We start from the raw sequence: 14,079 nt of genomic DNA, 5'->3' as shown, positions 1-14,079 counted from the left end.
TCAGGCACGGCGCCGGCCGACCCGGGGGTACGGCGGCTTCGCGGTCAGGAGCCGGCCGCATCCCTGATGGTGGCGAGGTTGCGGCGCATCATGTCGATATAGGTCGCGGCCTTTCCGTCAGGCTTCGACAGCGCATCCGAATAGAGCGAGCCGCCGAGTTTCAGGCCGGCCTCCGAGGCGATCTGCTCTACAAGCCGCGAGTTCGAGATGTTTTCCGCGAACACGGCGGTGGCGCGCTGGCCGGCGATCTCGCGCACGACGCCGGCGACATCGGCCGCCGAGGCTTCCGAGTCGGTCGAGACACCCTGCGGAGCGAGGAAGGTGACGCCGTAGTCGTGCTCGAAATAGCGGAAGGCATTGTGCGCGACCACGAAGACGCGGCGATCCTGCGGGATCGAGGCGAGCGTGTCGCGGATTTCCCTGTCCAGCGCGTCGAGCTCGGCATCGTAGGCTTTCGCATTCGCCTGATAGGCCGGGCAACCTTCGGCGTCCGTCTCGCAGAAGGCCGCTTCTATGTTCTTCACATAGGTTCGGGCATTGGCCACCGACTGCCATGCGTGCGGGTCGAGAGGGGCTTCATGGAACACGGCCTTGCCACCATTGTAGTGATAGTGTCCCCCGGCCGGGTCGTTGAGGATTTCAGCGCCCTGGCTGACCTCGACCACCTCGGCCGAAGTGCCGCTGGCCTCGATCAGGCGCTGGAGAAAGCCTTCGAACAGCAGCCCGTTGACCAGCACCACATCGGCCCTGGCCACCGCGATGGCATCGGCCGGTTTCGGCTCGTAGACATGGGCGTCGCTGTCGGGTCCCACGATGGTGCGCAGTTCGATGCGGTCGCCGCCGACCTTTTGCGCGAAATCGCCGAGGATGGAGAAGCTGGCGATGACATTGAGCTTTTCCGCCGCCGAGGCAGGCAGCGTGAATGTTATAACAATCAAAGCCGAGGCGAGCTTTTTGAAGAGTGTCATTCGTGAGGTTTCCTGTTGTCAGGCGATCCGGTGGGCGTGGCGCGGCCGGCGGGTTGCCAGCACGCCGCGCGTGCCGAACAGCACCGACACGAAATAGAGCATGCCGGTGGAAAGGATGATGGCCGGGCCGGAGGGCAGCGCCGCGTGATAGGACAAGAGCAGGCCGCTGATGGACGAGACGAGCCCGAAGGCGATGGCCAGCACGGCCATGGTCTCGACGCGCTGCGTCCAGAAGCGGGCGGCGGCGGCCGGCAGCACCATCAGGCCGACCGAAAGCAGCGTTCCCAGTGCCTGGAAGCCGGCGACGAGGTTGAGCACGACCAGCCCGAGGAAGATGAAGTGCACCGGCGTTCCGAGCCGTGACACCGAACGCAGGAACAGCGGGTCGAGGCATTCCGCCACCAGCGCGCGCCAGAACACGGCAAGGGCGGCAAGCGTCACTGCGGCAACGATGCCGATCAGCGTGAGCGCGGCGTTGTTGAGCGCCAGAACGGTGCCGAACAGCACATGCATCAGGTCGACGCTGGAGCCGCGCAACGACACCATGGTGACGCCGAGGGCCAGCGAGATCAGATAGAAGGCGGCCATGGAGGCATCCTCCTTCTGGATCGTCAGCCGCGAGACCGCGCCGGCCCCGAGCGCCACGATGGCGCCGGCCAGCAGCCCACCGATGGTCATCGGCACGATCTGCAAGCCATAGAGCAGGAAGCCGGCGGCGGCGCCCGGCAGGATGGCGTGCGCCATGGCATCGCCGGTCAGGCTCATGCGCCGCAGCATCAGGAAAACGCCGATCGGGCAGGCGCTGAACGACAGCAGCACCGTGCCCAGCAGTCCGCGCTGCATGAAGGCGAATTCGGTGAACGGCGCGACGAGGAACTGGTGAAGCGCGTCCATCAGGCAACCTTCTCGCGCGCCGCGTGCCCGGCCTCATCATGGGCATGATGGTGATGCTCATGTCCATCGTGCTCATGCGCGTGGTCGTGATCGCCATCCGCGGCGCACCATGGCGCATTTTCGTCCCACGCTTCGTGGAATTGGCGGGCGCGCAGCAGGTTTTCAGGCGCCAGCGTCGCTTTCGTCTCGCCCCAGGCGACGGGACTGCGGGCCAGAAGCAGCGCTTCCGGGAAATGGGTACGCACAAGGTCGAGGTCGTGCACGACCACCATGACGGTGCGGTTCTCGCCGTGCCAGCGCTTGATCAGCGCGATCAGGTCGGTGAGGGTGCGGGCGTCGATGGCGTTGAAGGGCTCGTCGAGCAGGATCAGCTCCGCATCCTGCACCAGAACCCGCGCGAACAGGGCGCGCTGGAGCTGGCCGCCGGAGAGCGTATCGATGGGCCGCTGTTCGAAACCTTCCATCCCCACCGCCATCAGGGCTTCCGATACGGCTGTGCGATCCTGCGCCGTGTGGCGGCCAAGCAGGCCGCGCTTCGGCCACAGGCCGAGCGAGACGAGGTCCGCCACCCGCGCGGGAAAGGTGCGGTCGAGCTCGGACTGCTGCGGCAGATAGGCGACCCGCGTGCCGGGTGTCACGGCGACCGAGCCGGCCATCGGCTTCAGCATGCCGACCACGCCTTTCATCAGCGTGGATTTGCCGGAGCCGTTGGCGCCGACAACGGCGGTGAGCGAGCCCTTGCGCACAGTGCCGGACAGATGATGCACGGCCGGATGGCTGTTGTAGCCCAGCGTCAGGTCGCGGAATGTGATGCAGGCGTCAGCCATGTGGCGAATGCGGGTCCGTCGAGGGATCGAGTGATGTGATGTTATTACATTGTGCTTCGTGACGGCAAGATGGCAAATCACCCGTGGAAGGGAAAAATGTGTTGGCGACCATCGCGGCTTGTCGTCCGGGACACATTTGGCTGGCGAACCGCGAATTTTTACGATATTCGAAATAAATCGGAATATCGAACGACAAGGGTCGTTTTGCGTTTCCGGTTTTCCGCTATCGTCGCGGATCGGGAGGAAGTGCATGTATCTCGGGCTCGACCTCGGCACGTCCGGCGTCAAGGCGCTGCTGATCGATGGCGATCAGCGGCCGGTCGCCTCCGGTCATGGCGACCTCGACGTTTCGCGCCCGCATCCCGGCTGGTCGGAGCAGGACCCTGCCGATTGGCTGGAAGCCTGCGAGCGCGCCATCGGCGAGCTGAAGTCCTCGCATCCGAAGGAACTGGCGGCGGTGAAGGGCATCGGCCTCTCCGGCCAGATGCATGGCGCGACGCTGCTCGACCGCGACGACCGGGTGCTGCGCCCCTGCATCCTTTGGAACGATGTGCGCAGCCATGCCGAAGCGGCCAGCCTCGACGCCGATCCGCACTTTCGCCGGATCACCGGCAACATCGTCTTTCCCGGCTTCACTGCGCCCAAGCTCGTCTGGGTGAAGGCCAACGAGCTGGAGATTTTCGCGCGTATCGCGAAAGTGCTGCTGCCGAAAGATTATCTGCGCCTGTGGCTCTCCGGGGAGCGCATGTCAGAAATGTCGGATTCGGCCGGCACCTCATGGCTGGATGTCGGAAAGCGGCGCTGGTCCGGCGAACTGCTCGCCGCGACCGGGCTGGACGAGAGCCGCATGCCCGCCCTTGTCGAGGGAACGGAACAGGCCGGCGCGCTGCGCGCGGAACTCGCTTCCAAATGGGGCATGCAGGCGGGCATCCCGATTGCCGGCGGGGCAGGGGACAATGCGGCCTCGGCCTGCGGCATGGGCACGGTGGGCGAAGGCCATGCCTTCGTCTCGCTCGGCACCTCCGGCGTGCTGTTCGCCGCCAATGAAGCTTACCTGCCCAATCCGGCCAGCGCCGTGCACACCTTCTGCCACGCCCTGCCGCAGACCTGGCACCAGATGGGCGTCATCCTGTCGGCCACGGATTCGCTGAACTGGCTGGCCGGCATCACCGACCGTAAGGCGGCCGAGCTGACGGCGGAGCTTGGAGATGATCTCAGGGCGCCTTCGGGCCTGACTTTCCTGCCCTATCTGTCGGGCGAGCGCACGCCCTACAATGACGCAACCATCCGCGGCGTCTTCGCCGGTCTCGCCCATGAGAGCGGCCGCGCTGCGCTGACGCAGGCAGTTCTGGAAGGTGTCGCCTTCGCCTTCCGCGACAGCTTGGAGGCGCTGGCCAGCGCCGGCACGCGGTTGGAGCGGGTTACCGCCATCGGCGGCGGCTCGCGCTCGCTCTACTGGCTGAAGGCGATTGCGACGGCGCTTGGCATTCCGGTGGACGTGCCGGCCGATGGCGATTTCGGGGCAGCCTTCGGCGCGGCGCGCCTTGGCCTGATCGCCGCGACCGGGGCCGATCCGCGCACTATCTGCACCCCGCCCGCCACCAGCGCCACCACCGAGCCGGATGCCGCGCTGGCCCAGGCTTATGCGGATGCCTATCGGCGCTACCGCGCCCTCTATCCTGCCATCAAGGGAGTTACAGCATGAGCACCGGCTTCTTCGGCGACATCGCGCCCGTCCGCTACGAAGGCCCGGAAAGCACCAATCCGCTCGCCTATCGCTTCTACGATCCCGACGAGATCGTGCTTGGCAAGCGGCTGGAGGACCATCTGCGCTTTGCCGTCGCCTACTGGCATTCCTTCGCCTGGCCGGGCGGCGATCCCTTCGGCGGCCAGACCTTCGAGCGGCCATGGTTCCCAAAAGGGGGCAAGGACGAGGACATGGACAAGGCGCGCCTCAAGGCGGATGTGGCCTTCGAGATGTTCTCGCTGCTCGGCGTGCCTTACTACTGCTTCCACGACGCCGATGTGCGCCCGGAAGGGAAGAACTTTGCCGAGAGCGCCGCGCGCCTCGACGAGATCGCCGGCGTCTTCGAAAAGAAGCAGGCCGAGACCGGCGTGAAGCTCTTGTGGGGCACGGCCAACCTCTTCTCGCACCGCCGCTATATGGCGGGTGCCGCGACCAATCCCGATCCGGACGTCTTCGCCTATGCGGCCGCCACGGTGAAATCCTGCATCGATGTCACGAAACGGCTCGGCGGCGAGAATTACGTGCTGTGGGGCGGGCGTGAAGGCTATGAGACGCTGCTCAACACCGACATGAAGCGCGAGCGCGAGCAGGCCGGCCGCTTCCTGTCGATGGTCGTCGACTACAAGCACCGCATCGGTTTCAAGGGCACGATCCTGATCGAGCCGAAACCGCAGGAGCCCACAAAACACCAGTACGACTACGACGTCGCCACTGTCTACGGCTTCCTCCGGGATTTCGGGCTGGAGAAGGAGGTGAAGGTCAACATCGAGCAGGGCCATGCCATCCTCGCCGGCCATTCCTTCGAGCATGAGCTGGCGCTGGCGGGTGCCCTCGGCGTCTTCGGTTCCATCGACATGAACCGCAACGACTACCAGTCCGGCTGGGACACCGACCAGTTCCCCAACAATGTGCCGGAAATGGCGCTGGCCTATTATCAGGTGCTGCTGGCCGGCGGCTTCACCACCGGCGGCACAAATTTCGATGCCAAGCTGCGCCGCCAGTCGCTCGACCCGCAAGACCTGCTGATCGCCCATGTCGGCGCCATGGATTGCTGCGCGCGCGGCCTGAAGGCGGCGGCCCGCATGATCGAGGACAAGGCCCTTATCAAGCCGCTCGAAGAGCGCTATGCCGGCTGGAACGGCGAGGAGGCCAACGCGATTCTTGGCGGCAAGCGCACGCTGGAACAGGTGGCCGAGCGCGTGGTGAAGGATGGCATCGAGCCGCAGCCGCGCTCCGGCCGACAGGAATATCTGGAGAATGTGGTCAACCGCTATGTGTAAGGTAAAGCGCGCGGGATGAAATGACGGATGAAATTATTGTGCGGCCCGCGCGTCCGCGGGACTTTCCGGCCATGAAGGCCATATTGCGCGATACGTTCGAAAGCACCTGGCGGCCTCAGATCACGGAAGCCTCCATCCGTCGCTATGTCGACACCGATATCGGCGGCCGCTTTGTGGAGCGCTGCGGAGCGGATATGCTGGTGGCCGAGATCGGCGGCGAGATCGCGGGGCTGATCCATTGCGTCGACGATTTCGTCGATGCGCTGCATGTGTCTTCCGGCTTTCAGCGAAGGGGCGTGGGACGACGCCTGATGGAGTTGGCGGAGCGGGAGATGGCCGCGAAGGGGTTCCGCCAGGCACGGCTGGAAACCGACACCTTCAACGAGCAGAGCCAGAGCTTCTACAAGGCGTTGGGCTATGTCGAGATGGGGCGCTATCCGGACGAGGAATGGCAGAGCGGCCTCACCACGGTCCTTTTCGAAAAGGCATTAGGCGACCCCGAATAGCCGGTTTGGCGGTTTTCGCGCAATCGTGGCAACCTGGAAAAAGGGTCCCCGAATTGCCGCCACAATGCCGCCGTGCTGCCTTCATGTGGCCGTCACGCATATCCTATAAACGAGCCTCGTAACTGGCTGAAACGAGGCGAGCCGATATGCAACAGGATCGCGAAATCGACGCCCTTCTGTCGAACGGGGGCACGGGTTCCATTTTCGACCGGCTGATGGCGCTGCCGCGCCCGGCCGCCAGCGAAGCCTGCGACGAGTGGGACCGCGCCGTCGCCAGCCGCCTTCAGGCACACCTGTCCAGGCAGATGCGGGCCCTTCTGGAGCAGGGCGGGCAACGCAGCCGAAACGCAGCCTGATCAACCGTTCCTCAACATGGATGGCGCCTTGCCGAACCCCTTGGCGAAGGCGCGCGAGAAGGTCGTGGCCGACGAGAAGCCGGTGCGGGCCGCGATGTCGGCCATCGGCAGGCGCGTGTCGGCCACCAGCCGGCGCGCCGCGTTGAGGCGCAGACGCAGATAATAGGCGCCGGGCGTCTCCCCGATCGAGGAACGGAAGATGTTCTCCAGCGCCCGTGGGGTGAGGCCGACGCGCCGTGCCACGCTTGCGATGGTCAGCGGCTGGTCGATATGGGATTCCATCAGCCGGATCGACTGTGCCAACCGCGCATCGTAGCCGTCGAGGCGGCCGAGCGAGACCAGCGGCTGGGCGTCGGTTGCGGCGCGGGTCTGGTCGTAGATGAAGACGCTGGCGACATCCAGCGCCACCGCCATGCCGAGCCTCGTGCGGATCAGGTGGAGCATCAGGTCGAAGGTGGGCGAGGCGCCGCCCGAGGTGAACACCGGACCGTCGATGACGTAGCGGTCGGGCCGCACATCGGCACCGGGAAAGGCGGCGGCGAAATCCTCCAGATCCTCCCAGTGCGTGGTGGCGGCGCGGCCTTCCAGCAGGCCGGCACGGCCCACCAGCCATGTGCCGGCTTCGATGCCGCCGATGGCGCGCGCCGGGCGTGCCGCCTGGCGCAGTCCCGAAAGCAGCGCGGCGGTGCCGTGATTCTTTGCGCCGAAACCGCCGATGACGGCCAGCACGTCGGTGGCCTCGCGCGGGTCGAAGCGTCCGCTCACCGGCACCGGCAGGTCGCTGGTGGTCATGGCGGGCTCGCCGTTCATCGACACCAGCTTGAAATCGAACAGCCGCTCGCCAGCGATGCGGTTGGCGGCGCGCAGCGGGTCGATGGCCGAGGCCACGCACATGATCGACGATCCGGAGAATAGCAGGAACGTCAGTTTGAGCGGGGCGTGCTCGGCCCGGAATATGCTCGGTTTTTCGCTTTTTGCCATTTTGCGTTCGTAAAACGCAAAGCAGAAGCCTGCAAGCGTGCAATGATGGCGCACGTCAATTGGAGGAGACGCCCCCATGCCGCTCGAGATGAATCGCGAGGTGTTCATTACCTGTGCCGTCACCGGATCGGGCGGCACGCAGGACCGCAGCCCGCACGTGCCACGCTCGCCGCAGCAGATTGCCGAGTCCGCTATTGAGGCCGCGAAGGCAGGGGCGGCAATCGTGCACTGCCATGTGCGCGACCCCGAGACCGGCGCGCCCCGCCGCGACATCCACCTCTATCGCGAGGTGACCGAGCGCATCCGCGCGGCGGAAGTCGACGTGGTGCTGAACCTCACCGCCGGCATGGGCGGCGACATGGTGTTCGGCTCCCCCGAGGCGCCGTTGCCGCTGAAGCAGCAGGGCACCGACATGGCGGGTGCTGCGGAACGCGTGGAGCATGTGCGCCAGTGCCTGCCGGAAATCTGCACGCTCGACTGCGGCACCATGAATTTCGCCGAGGCCGACTATGTGATGACCAACACGCCCGGCATGTTGCGGGCGATGGGCTCCATGATGACCGAAATGGGCGTCAAGCCTGAGGTCGAAGCCTTCGACACCGGCCATCTGTGGTTCGCGAAGGAACTGGTGAAGGAAGGCGTTCTGGCCCCTGATGCTCTGGTGCAGCTTTGCATGGGCGTGCCATGGGGCGCGCCGGACGACCTCAACACCTTCATGGCCATGGTCAACAACGTGCCGAAGGAATGGACATTCTCGGCCTTCGCGCTTGGCCGCAACCAGATGGCCTATGCGGCGGCGGCGGTTCTTGCCGGCGGCAATGTCCGCGTCGGGCTGGAGGACAATCTGTGGCTCGGCAAGGGGCAGCTCGCCACCAACGCACAGCTTGTGGAACGCGCTGTGAGCATCGTGGAAAATCTGGGTGCGCGCGTCATCGGGCCGGAAGAGGTGCGCAGGAAGCTCAATCTCACCAAGCGCGCGCCGCTGGCGATCTGAGGGAGGCGCAATCATGACCATTCACAAGGCAGCCGCCGTCGGCGGCGGGGTGATCGGCGCTGGCTGGGTGGCGCGCCTGCTGCTCAACGGCATCGACGTTTCGATTTTCGATCCCGATCCGCAAGCCGCCCGCAAGGTGGATGAGGTGATGCAGGGCGCACGCCGCGCCTACCGGCAGATGTGCCCGGAAGGCTTGCCGCGGGAAGGCACGCTCACCTTCGCAAAAACCATCGCGGAGGCTGTGGCGGATGCCGGCTTCATTCAGGAGAGCGTGCCGGAACGGCTTGAACTGAAACACAAGGTGCTGGCCGAGATCGATGCGCATGCCCCTGCGCATGCCGTCATCGGCTCGTCCACCTCCGGCATCAAGCCGAGCGATATGCAGTCCGCGATGAAGAAGCATCCGGAGCGGCTGGTGGTCGGCCATCCGTTCAATCCGGTTTACCTGCTGCCTCTGGTGGAGGTGGTGGGCGGTGAGGCGACCGCGCGGGATACGATCGAAAAGGCAAGGGAAATCTATGCCTCCATCGGCATGAAGCCGGTGGTGGTGCGCAAGGAGATCGAGGCTTTCGTCGGCGACCGGCTGCTTGAAGCCATGTGGCGCGAGGCGCTGTGGCTGATCAAGGACGGCATCTGTACCGTCGAGGAACTCGACGACATCATGCGCTATTCCTTCGGCCTGCGCTGGGCGCAGATGGGCATGTTCCAGGTCTACCGCATTGCCGGCGGCGAGGCCGGCATGCGTCATTTCATGGCCCAGTTCGGCCCCTGCCTGGAATGGCCGTGGACGAAGCTGACCGATGTGCCGGAATTCAACGATGAACTGGTGGATCTGATTGCCGGTCAGTCCGACGAGCAGTCCGGAAAATGGTCGATCCGCGAACTGGAGCAGATTCGCGACGACAACCTCGTCGCCATGATGCAGGCCCTCGGCCGCCAGAACGACGGCAAGGGCTGGGGAGCAGGCGAGTTGCTCAACGATTACACGGCCCGCCTGGCGAAGCTGGCTTCCGGGCAGAAGGTGTAAGGCGATGGATTTCGGGCTGAGCGAGGAACAGCGCGCCATTGTCGAAACCACACGCGCTTTTGTCGAAAACGAGCTTTACCCGCATGAGACGGAGGTGGAACGCACAGGGCATCTGCGCCCCGAACTGGTTGCGGAGATCAGGCAAAAGGCCATCGCTGCCGGCCTTTACGCCGCCAATATGCCGGAAGAGGTGGGTGGCGCGGGTCTCGATACGGTCACGTGGCTGCTTTACGAAAAGGAACTTGGCCGCGCCAACTATGCCCTGCACTGGACCTGCGTGGCGCGCCCTTCCAACATCCTGCTTGCGGGAACGGACGAGCAGAAGGAGAAATATCTCTATCCCTGCATTCGTGGCGAAAAATCCGATTGCCTGGCGATGACAGAGCCGGGCGCCGGTTCGGACCTGCGCGGCATGAAGGCGAGCGCCGTGCAGGATGGCGACGACTGGGTGCTCAACGGCACCAAGCATTTCATCAGCCATGCAGACATTGCCGATTTCGCCATCTGCTTCATGGCCTCCGGCGAGGAGGACGGGCCGCGCGGCAAGCGCAGGAAGATCACCGCCTTCTTCGTCGACAAGGGCATGCCCGGCTTCACCGTGCGCGACGGTTATCGCAACGTCTCGCATCGCGGCTACACCAATTCGGTGCTGGAGTTCGACAATTGCCGGCTGCCGAAGAGCCAGGTGCTGGGGGAGGTCCACAAAGGCTTCGAGGTGGCCAACAGCTGGCTGGGCGCAACGCGCCTTCAGGTTGGGGCCACCTGTCTCGGGCGAGCCGAACGGGCGCTTTCCCACGCCATCGACTACGCCGCGCAGCGTGAGCAGTTCGGCCAGCGGATCGGCAAGTTCCAGGGCGTCTCGTTCAAGCTGGCCGACATGGCGACGGAACTGAAGGCGGCCGAGCTGATGGTTCTGGAGGCTGGCTGGAAATACGATCAGGGCACCGTCACCGATCAGGACATGGCCATGGCCAAGCTGAAGGCCACGGAGATGCTGGCTTTCGTGGCGGATGAGGCGATCCAGATCCATGGCGGCATGGGCCTGATGGACGACCTGCCGCTGGAGCGCATCTGGCGCGACGCCCGTGTCGAGCGCATCTGGGAAGGCACGTCTGAAATCCAGCGCCACATCATTTCGCGTGCCTTGTTGAGGGCGGTGGGAGGCTGATGTGTCGGTAAACCCCCTCGAACGCCTGTTGCGGCCAAAGTCCATCGCCGTGATCGGCGGCGGGGCATACGCTCCCAATGTGGTCGTGCAATCGCTGAAAATGGGGTTTGCCGGCGAGGTGTGGCCGGTGCATCCCAGGCGCACCGGGATCGAGGGCGTTCGCGCCTATGCTTCGCTGGCGGAATTGCCGGGCGCGCCGGATGCGGTGTTCATCGGCGTCAACCGCTTCGCCACCATCGGCATCGTCCGGGAACTGGCGGCGATGGGGGCTGGCGGGGCCATCTGCTTCGCCTCCGGTTTTCTGGAAGCCGGAGAGGACGAGGGGGAAGGCGCACGCCTGCAACGGGAGCTGATTGCCGCGGCGGGCGACATGCCCGTCATCGGCCCGAACTGCTATGGCCTCATCAACTATGCCGACGGGGCGCTGCTGTGGCCGGACCAGCATGGCGGGCGGCGGCTGAAACCCGGCGAACGTGGCGCTGCCATCATCACCCAGTCCTCCAACATCGCCATCAATCTGTCGATGCAGCAGCGCGGCTTGCCGGTGGCCTATCTGATGACGGCGGGCAATCAGGCGCAGACCGGCCTGTCCGACATGGCGCTGGGCCTGATCGAGGATGAACGCGTTTCCTGCCTTGGCCTGCATATCGAAGGGTTCGACAGCGTTTCCGGGTTCGAAAGGCTGGCCGCGCGCGCCCGCGAACTCGCCAAGCCCATAATTGCGATGAAGGTTGGCCGTTCCGAACAGGCACGCGCGGCCACCATCTCGCACACGGCGTCGTTGGCCGGTTCCGATGCCGGCTCCGAAGCTTTTCTGCGGCGGCTGGGCATTGCCCGTGTCGGCTCCATCCCCTCCTTGCTGGAAGCGCTGAAGCTCGTCCATGTCCATGGCCCCCTGCCGGGGCGCCGCCTGTCGTCGATGAGCTGTTCTGGCGGGGAAGCCTCGGTAATCGCGGACGCTGCGGTCGGCCGGGGAGTCGGCTTCCCGGCGCTTTCTGCGGGGCACCGGCAACGGGTGCGCGATGTGCTGGGCCCGCTGGTCGCGCCGGCAAATCCTCTCGACTACCACACCTTCATCTGGAACGACGGCCCGGCGATGCAGGCGGCCTTCGGCATTTTCGTGCAAGGCGGCTTCGATCTCGACATGCTGGTGCTCGACTATCCGCGCGCGGACCGTTGCTCGGATGCCGACTGGGCGACCGCCTCCGCTGCCTTCGAGGCGGCATTGAAGGCCAATGACGCGCGCGGGGCCATCGTCGCCACCATGCCGGAAAATCTGCCGGAGCATCATGCCGAACAGCTGATCGAGCGCGGAATCGTGCCTTTGCATGGCATTGCGGAAGCGCTGGAGGCGGCGGAGGCTGCTGCGTTCATCGGAGAGGCATGGGCAAAGCCCGCTCCCGAGAAGGTGTTTGCGGCTGGCGTGGACGGCACCCGGCATGCGCAGGCAACGGTGCCCGATGAAGCCGAGGCGAAATCGCGTCTTGCCGCCGCCGGGCTTCCGGTCCCTGCCGGCCTGCGCGCCTCTGCTGTGGAAGAAGCCGTGGCTGCCGCGGAAAGGCTGGGTTTTCCTGTAGCGCTCAAGGCGCTTGGCGTGGGCCACAAGAGCGAACTGGACGCGGTGAAACTCAACCTGAAATCAGGTGAGGAGGTTCGTGCGCAGGCTGAAAAGCTCGTGGTTACGGGGCAGGGCCTCTATGTCGAGCGCATGGTTTCGGGCGCGGTGGCGGAACTGATCGTCGGCGTGACGCGCGATCCGGTTTTCGGGCCGGTGATGACGCTGGGCAGTGGTGGCGTTCTGGTGGAGCTTCTTCGGGACAGCACAACCCTGCTCCTGCCTGCCACGCCGGCAGAGATCGAAGCCGGCTTGCGCAGTCTTCGGCTGTTCCCGCTTCTGGATGGTTATCGCGGACGCGCAAAAGCCGATCTTGGTGCGGCTGTCGATGCGATCCATGCGCTGGCCGGTTACGTCCTAGACCACGCGCAGGAGATTGAGGAGCTGGATATCAATCCGCTGATCGTCTGCGAACAGGGAAGGGGCGCGTGGATTGCCGATGCGCTGCTGGTGGTGCGTCCGGCCCCTGTCGCGGTCCCGGACAAGGAGGAGGCTTTATGTCCGATGTCGTGAAAACCCGCCGCGAAGGAGGCATTCTTGAGGTCACGCTCGACCGGCCCAAGGCCAACGCCATCGACCTCGCCACATCGCGGCTGATGGGGCAAACCTTCAAGGCGTTTCGGGACGATCCGGAATTGCGCGTCGCCATCGTGCGGACGGCCGGCGAGAAATTCTTCAGCGCCGGGTGGGACCTGAAGGCGGCCGCAGGCGGCGATGCGGTGGATGGCGACTATGGCGTCGGCGGCTTCGGCGGCTTGCAGGAACTGCGCGACCTCAACAAGCCCGTGATCGCCTGCGTCAACGGCATGGCAGTTGGCGGAGGCTTCGAGCTGGCGCTTTCCTGCGACCTCATCTACGCCTCCGGGCATTCCAGCTTCGCGCTGCCGGAAATCCGCGCCGGCACGCTGGCCGATGCGGCCACGATCAAGCTGCCGAAGCGCATGCCCTATCATGTCGCGATGGATCTGCTCTTCACCGGCCGCTGGATGGATGCCGCGGAAGCCCAGCGCTGGGGGCTCGTCAACGAGGTGCTGCCGGCCGACAGGCTGGAAGAGCGCGTGTGGGAGGTCGCCCGGCTTCTGGAAAGCGGCCCGCCGCTGGTTTTCGCGGCCATCAAGGAAACGGTGCGTGCCGCCGAAGGACTGCCCTTCCAGGAGGCGATGAACAAGGTGACGCGCCGGCAATTGCCGGCCGTCGATATCCTTTATGATTCGGAGGATCATGCGGAAGGTCCGCGTGCCTTCGCCGAAGGCCGCGATCCTGTCTGGAAGGGCAGATGAGAGGACGGACTATTCGAAGCTGATCGATGCCGAGACATGGGCTTTCATCGAGCGCACCAACAGCTTCTATCCTGCCGACGCAGTCGAACGGAGCGTTGGCGGGCAGCGGCACACCTGTGACAGCATGTGCCGCGCGTTTCATGCCGGTCACCCTCAGGGGGTAACGGCAACGGACACGGCCATCGGCACGCCGACACATCGGATACCGATCCGCATCTACCGCAATGCACGGCCCGACGACATCGAGCAACGCGAATTCGATCCGGACAAGGCCGCCTGTCCAGCGCGCGCCAGGCGATGGCTACTGGGCCGAGGTGTGGAATGTCGCGCCGTTCTCGGCGTGTTGATTTCCGCTGAGAGCTGACCCGGGATTGAGGGATTTTTCCATTGAGAAGTGACCCATGTTTGAACCCACCCCTGCTGGTTGATTGCAGGG

Annotated in this window: 14 protein-coding genes; 10 read left to right on the top strand and 4 right to left on the bottom strand. The window is 65.1% G+C overall.

Annotated features, from left to right (window positions below; genetic code table 11):
• Positions 1-44: 44 nt before the first annotated feature.
• From aztC to aztA, 3 genes are read right to left on the bottom strand one after another with little or no spacing between them, the layout of a single operon-like run.
• Positions 45-968 carry a zinc ABC transporter substrate-binding protein AztC gene (gene aztC / locus DES43_RS06140; protein WP_035024677.1) on the bottom strand — a complete coding sequence of 308 codons (924 nt, stop codon included), beginning with the start codon at positions 966-968 and terminating at the stop codon, positions 45-47.
• A gap of 18 nt (positions 969-986) precedes the next feature.
• Positions 987-1,862, bottom strand: a complete 876-nt coding sequence (gene aztB / locus DES43_RS06135; protein WP_035024675.1) for a zinc ABC transporter permease AztB — start codon at positions 1,860-1,862, stop codon at positions 987-989.
• On the bottom strand, positions 1,862-2,689 hold the full coding sequence (gene aztA, locus DES43_RS06130) for a zinc ABC transporter ATP-binding protein AztA (RefSeq protein WP_035024674.1): 828 nt from the start codon (positions 2,687-2,689) through the stop codon (positions 1,862-1,864). Before aztA ends, aztB begins: the two co-directional genes overlap by 1 nt.
• A 250-nt stretch (positions 2,690-2,939) precedes the next feature.
• Between aztA and xylB the strand changes: the two genes are divergently transcribed.
• The 4 genes from xylB to DES43_RS06110 all read left to right on the top strand — a co-directional run bounded on the left by xylB (position 2,940) and on the right by DES43_RS06110 (position 6,578).
• Positions 2,940-4,394 (top strand): xylulokinase, encoded by a 1,455-nt coding sequence (gene xylB / locus DES43_RS06125; protein ID WP_035024672.1) that lies wholly within the window; start codon positions 2,940-2,942, stop codon positions 4,392-4,394.
• Positions 4,391-5,716 carry a xylose isomerase gene (gene xylA, locus DES43_RS06120; RefSeq protein ID WP_035024671.1) on the top strand — a complete coding sequence of 442 codons (1,326 nt, stop codon included), beginning with the start codon at positions 4,391-4,393 and terminating at the stop codon, positions 5,714-5,716. Before xylB ends, xylA begins: the two co-directional genes overlap by 4 nt.
• A 20-nt stretch (positions 5,717-5,736) precedes the next feature.
• Positions 5,737-6,222, top strand: a complete 486-nt coding sequence (locus tag DES43_RS06115) for a GNAT family N-acetyltransferase (RefSeq protein ID WP_035024669.1) — start codon at positions 5,737-5,739, stop codon at positions 6,220-6,222.
• 146 nt (positions 6,223-6,368) lie between these two features.
• On the top strand, positions 6,369-6,578 hold the full coding sequence (locus DES43_RS06110) for a hypothetical protein (RefSeq protein ID WP_035024668.1): 210 nt from the start codon (positions 6,369-6,371) through the stop codon (positions 6,576-6,578).
• On the opposite strand, the gene DES43_RS06105 is transcribed toward DES43_RS06110, so the two are convergent.
• On the bottom strand, positions 6,579-7,559 hold the full coding sequence (locus tag DES43_RS06105; protein ID WP_035024667.1) for a GlxA family transcriptional regulator: 981 nt from the start codon (positions 7,557-7,559) through the stop codon (positions 6,579-6,581).
• A gap of 76 nt (positions 7,560-7,635) precedes the next feature.
• Here DES43_RS06105 and bcoG point away from each other — a divergent pair, with 76 nt between their 5' ends.
• From bcoG to DES43_RS23250, 6 genes are read left to right on the top strand one after another with little or no spacing between them, the layout of a single operon-like run.
• Positions 7,636-8,553, top strand: coding sequence for a 3-dehydrocarnitine:acetyl-CoA trimethylamine transferase BcoG (gene bcoG, locus DES43_RS06100; protein ID WP_035024665.1), 918 nt, complete (start codon positions 7,636-7,638; stop codon positions 8,551-8,553).
• Between the two features lie 10 nt (positions 8,554-8,563).
• A complete protein-coding gene (locus DES43_RS06095) occupies positions 8,564-9,580 on the top strand; it encodes a carnitine 3-dehydrogenase (RefSeq protein WP_133674870.1) in 1,017 nt (338 codons plus the stop codon).
• Between the two features lie 4 nt (positions 9,581-9,584).
• A complete protein-coding gene (locus DES43_RS06090) occupies positions 9,585-10,748 on the top strand; it encodes an acyl-CoA dehydrogenase family protein (RefSeq protein ID WP_035024663.1) in 1,164 nt (387 codons plus the stop codon).
• A 1-nt stretch (position 10,749) separates the two neighbouring features.
• Entirely contained in the window at positions 10,750-12,876 is a 2,127-nt protein-coding gene (locus tag DES43_RS06085) for an acetate--CoA ligase family protein (protein ID WP_051520442.1), read from the top strand.
• Positions 12,861-13,643: a carnitinyl-CoA dehydratase gene (locus DES43_RS06080; RefSeq protein ID WP_035024661.1), complete on the top strand. Its 783-nt coding sequence runs from the start codon at positions 12,861-12,863 to the stop codon at positions 13,641-13,643. Before DES43_RS06085 ends, DES43_RS06080 begins: the two co-directional genes overlap by 16 nt.
• Complete coding sequence (locus tag DES43_RS23250; protein ID WP_035024660.1) at positions 13,600-14,007, top strand: hypothetical protein; 408 nt, start codon at positions 13,600-13,602, stop codon at positions 14,005-14,007. Before DES43_RS06080 ends, DES43_RS23250 begins: the two co-directional genes overlap by 44 nt.
• Positions 14,008-14,079 lie beyond the last annotated feature (72 nt).

The organism is Aquamicrobium defluvii, assembly GCF_004363725.1.
GTDB lineage: Bacteria > Pseudomonadota > Alphaproteobacteria > Rhizobiales > Rhizobiaceae > Mesorhizobium > Mesorhizobium defluvii.
Note: the sequence above shows the minus strand (reverse complement) of the source record. Positions and strands in the feature narration are given on the sequence as shown.

Excerpts from the sequence above, each read along its gene's own strand:
- DES43_RS06110 (WP_035024668.1), top strand. The coding sequence starts at position 6,369 with ATGCAACAGGATCGCGAAATCGACGCCCTTCTGTCGAACGGGGGCACG.
- DES43_RS06080 (WP_035024661.1), top strand. The coding sequence starts at position 12,861 with ATGTCCGATGTCGTGAAAACCCGCCGCGAAGGAGGCATTCTTGAGGTC.
- aztA (WP_035024674.1), bottom strand. The coding sequence starts at position 2,689 with ATGGCTGACGCCTGCATCACATTCCGCGACCTGACGCTGGGCTACAAC.
- DES43_RS06090 (WP_035024663.1), top strand. The coding sequence starts at position 9,585 with ATGGATTTCGGGCTGAGCGAGGAACAGCGCGCCATTGTCGAAACCACA.
- aztB (WP_035024675.1), bottom strand. The coding sequence starts at position 1,862 with ATGGACGCGCTTCACCAGTTCCTCGTCGCGCCGTTCACCGAATTCGCC.
- bcoG (WP_035024665.1), top strand. The coding sequence starts at position 7,636 with ATGCCGCTCGAGATGAATCGCGAGGTGTTCATTACCTGTGCCGTCACC.
- xylA (WP_035024671.1), top strand. The coding sequence starts at position 4,391 with ATGAGCACCGGCTTCTTCGGCGACATCGCGCCCGTCCGCTACGAAGGC.
- DES43_RS06115 (WP_035024669.1), top strand. The coding sequence starts at position 5,737 with ATGACGGATGAAATTATTGTGCGGCCCGCGCGTCCGCGGGACTTTCCG.
- aztC (WP_035024677.1), bottom strand. The coding sequence starts at position 968 with ATGACACTCTTCAAAAAGCTCGCCTCGGCTTTGATTGTTATAACATTC.
- DES43_RS06105 (WP_035024667.1), bottom strand. The coding sequence starts at position 7,559 with ATGGCAAAAAGCGAAAAACCGAGCATATTCCGGGCCGAGCACGCCCCG.
- xylB (WP_035024672.1), top strand. The coding sequence starts at position 2,940 with ATGTATCTCGGGCTCGACCTCGGCACGTCCGGCGTCAAGGCGCTGCTG.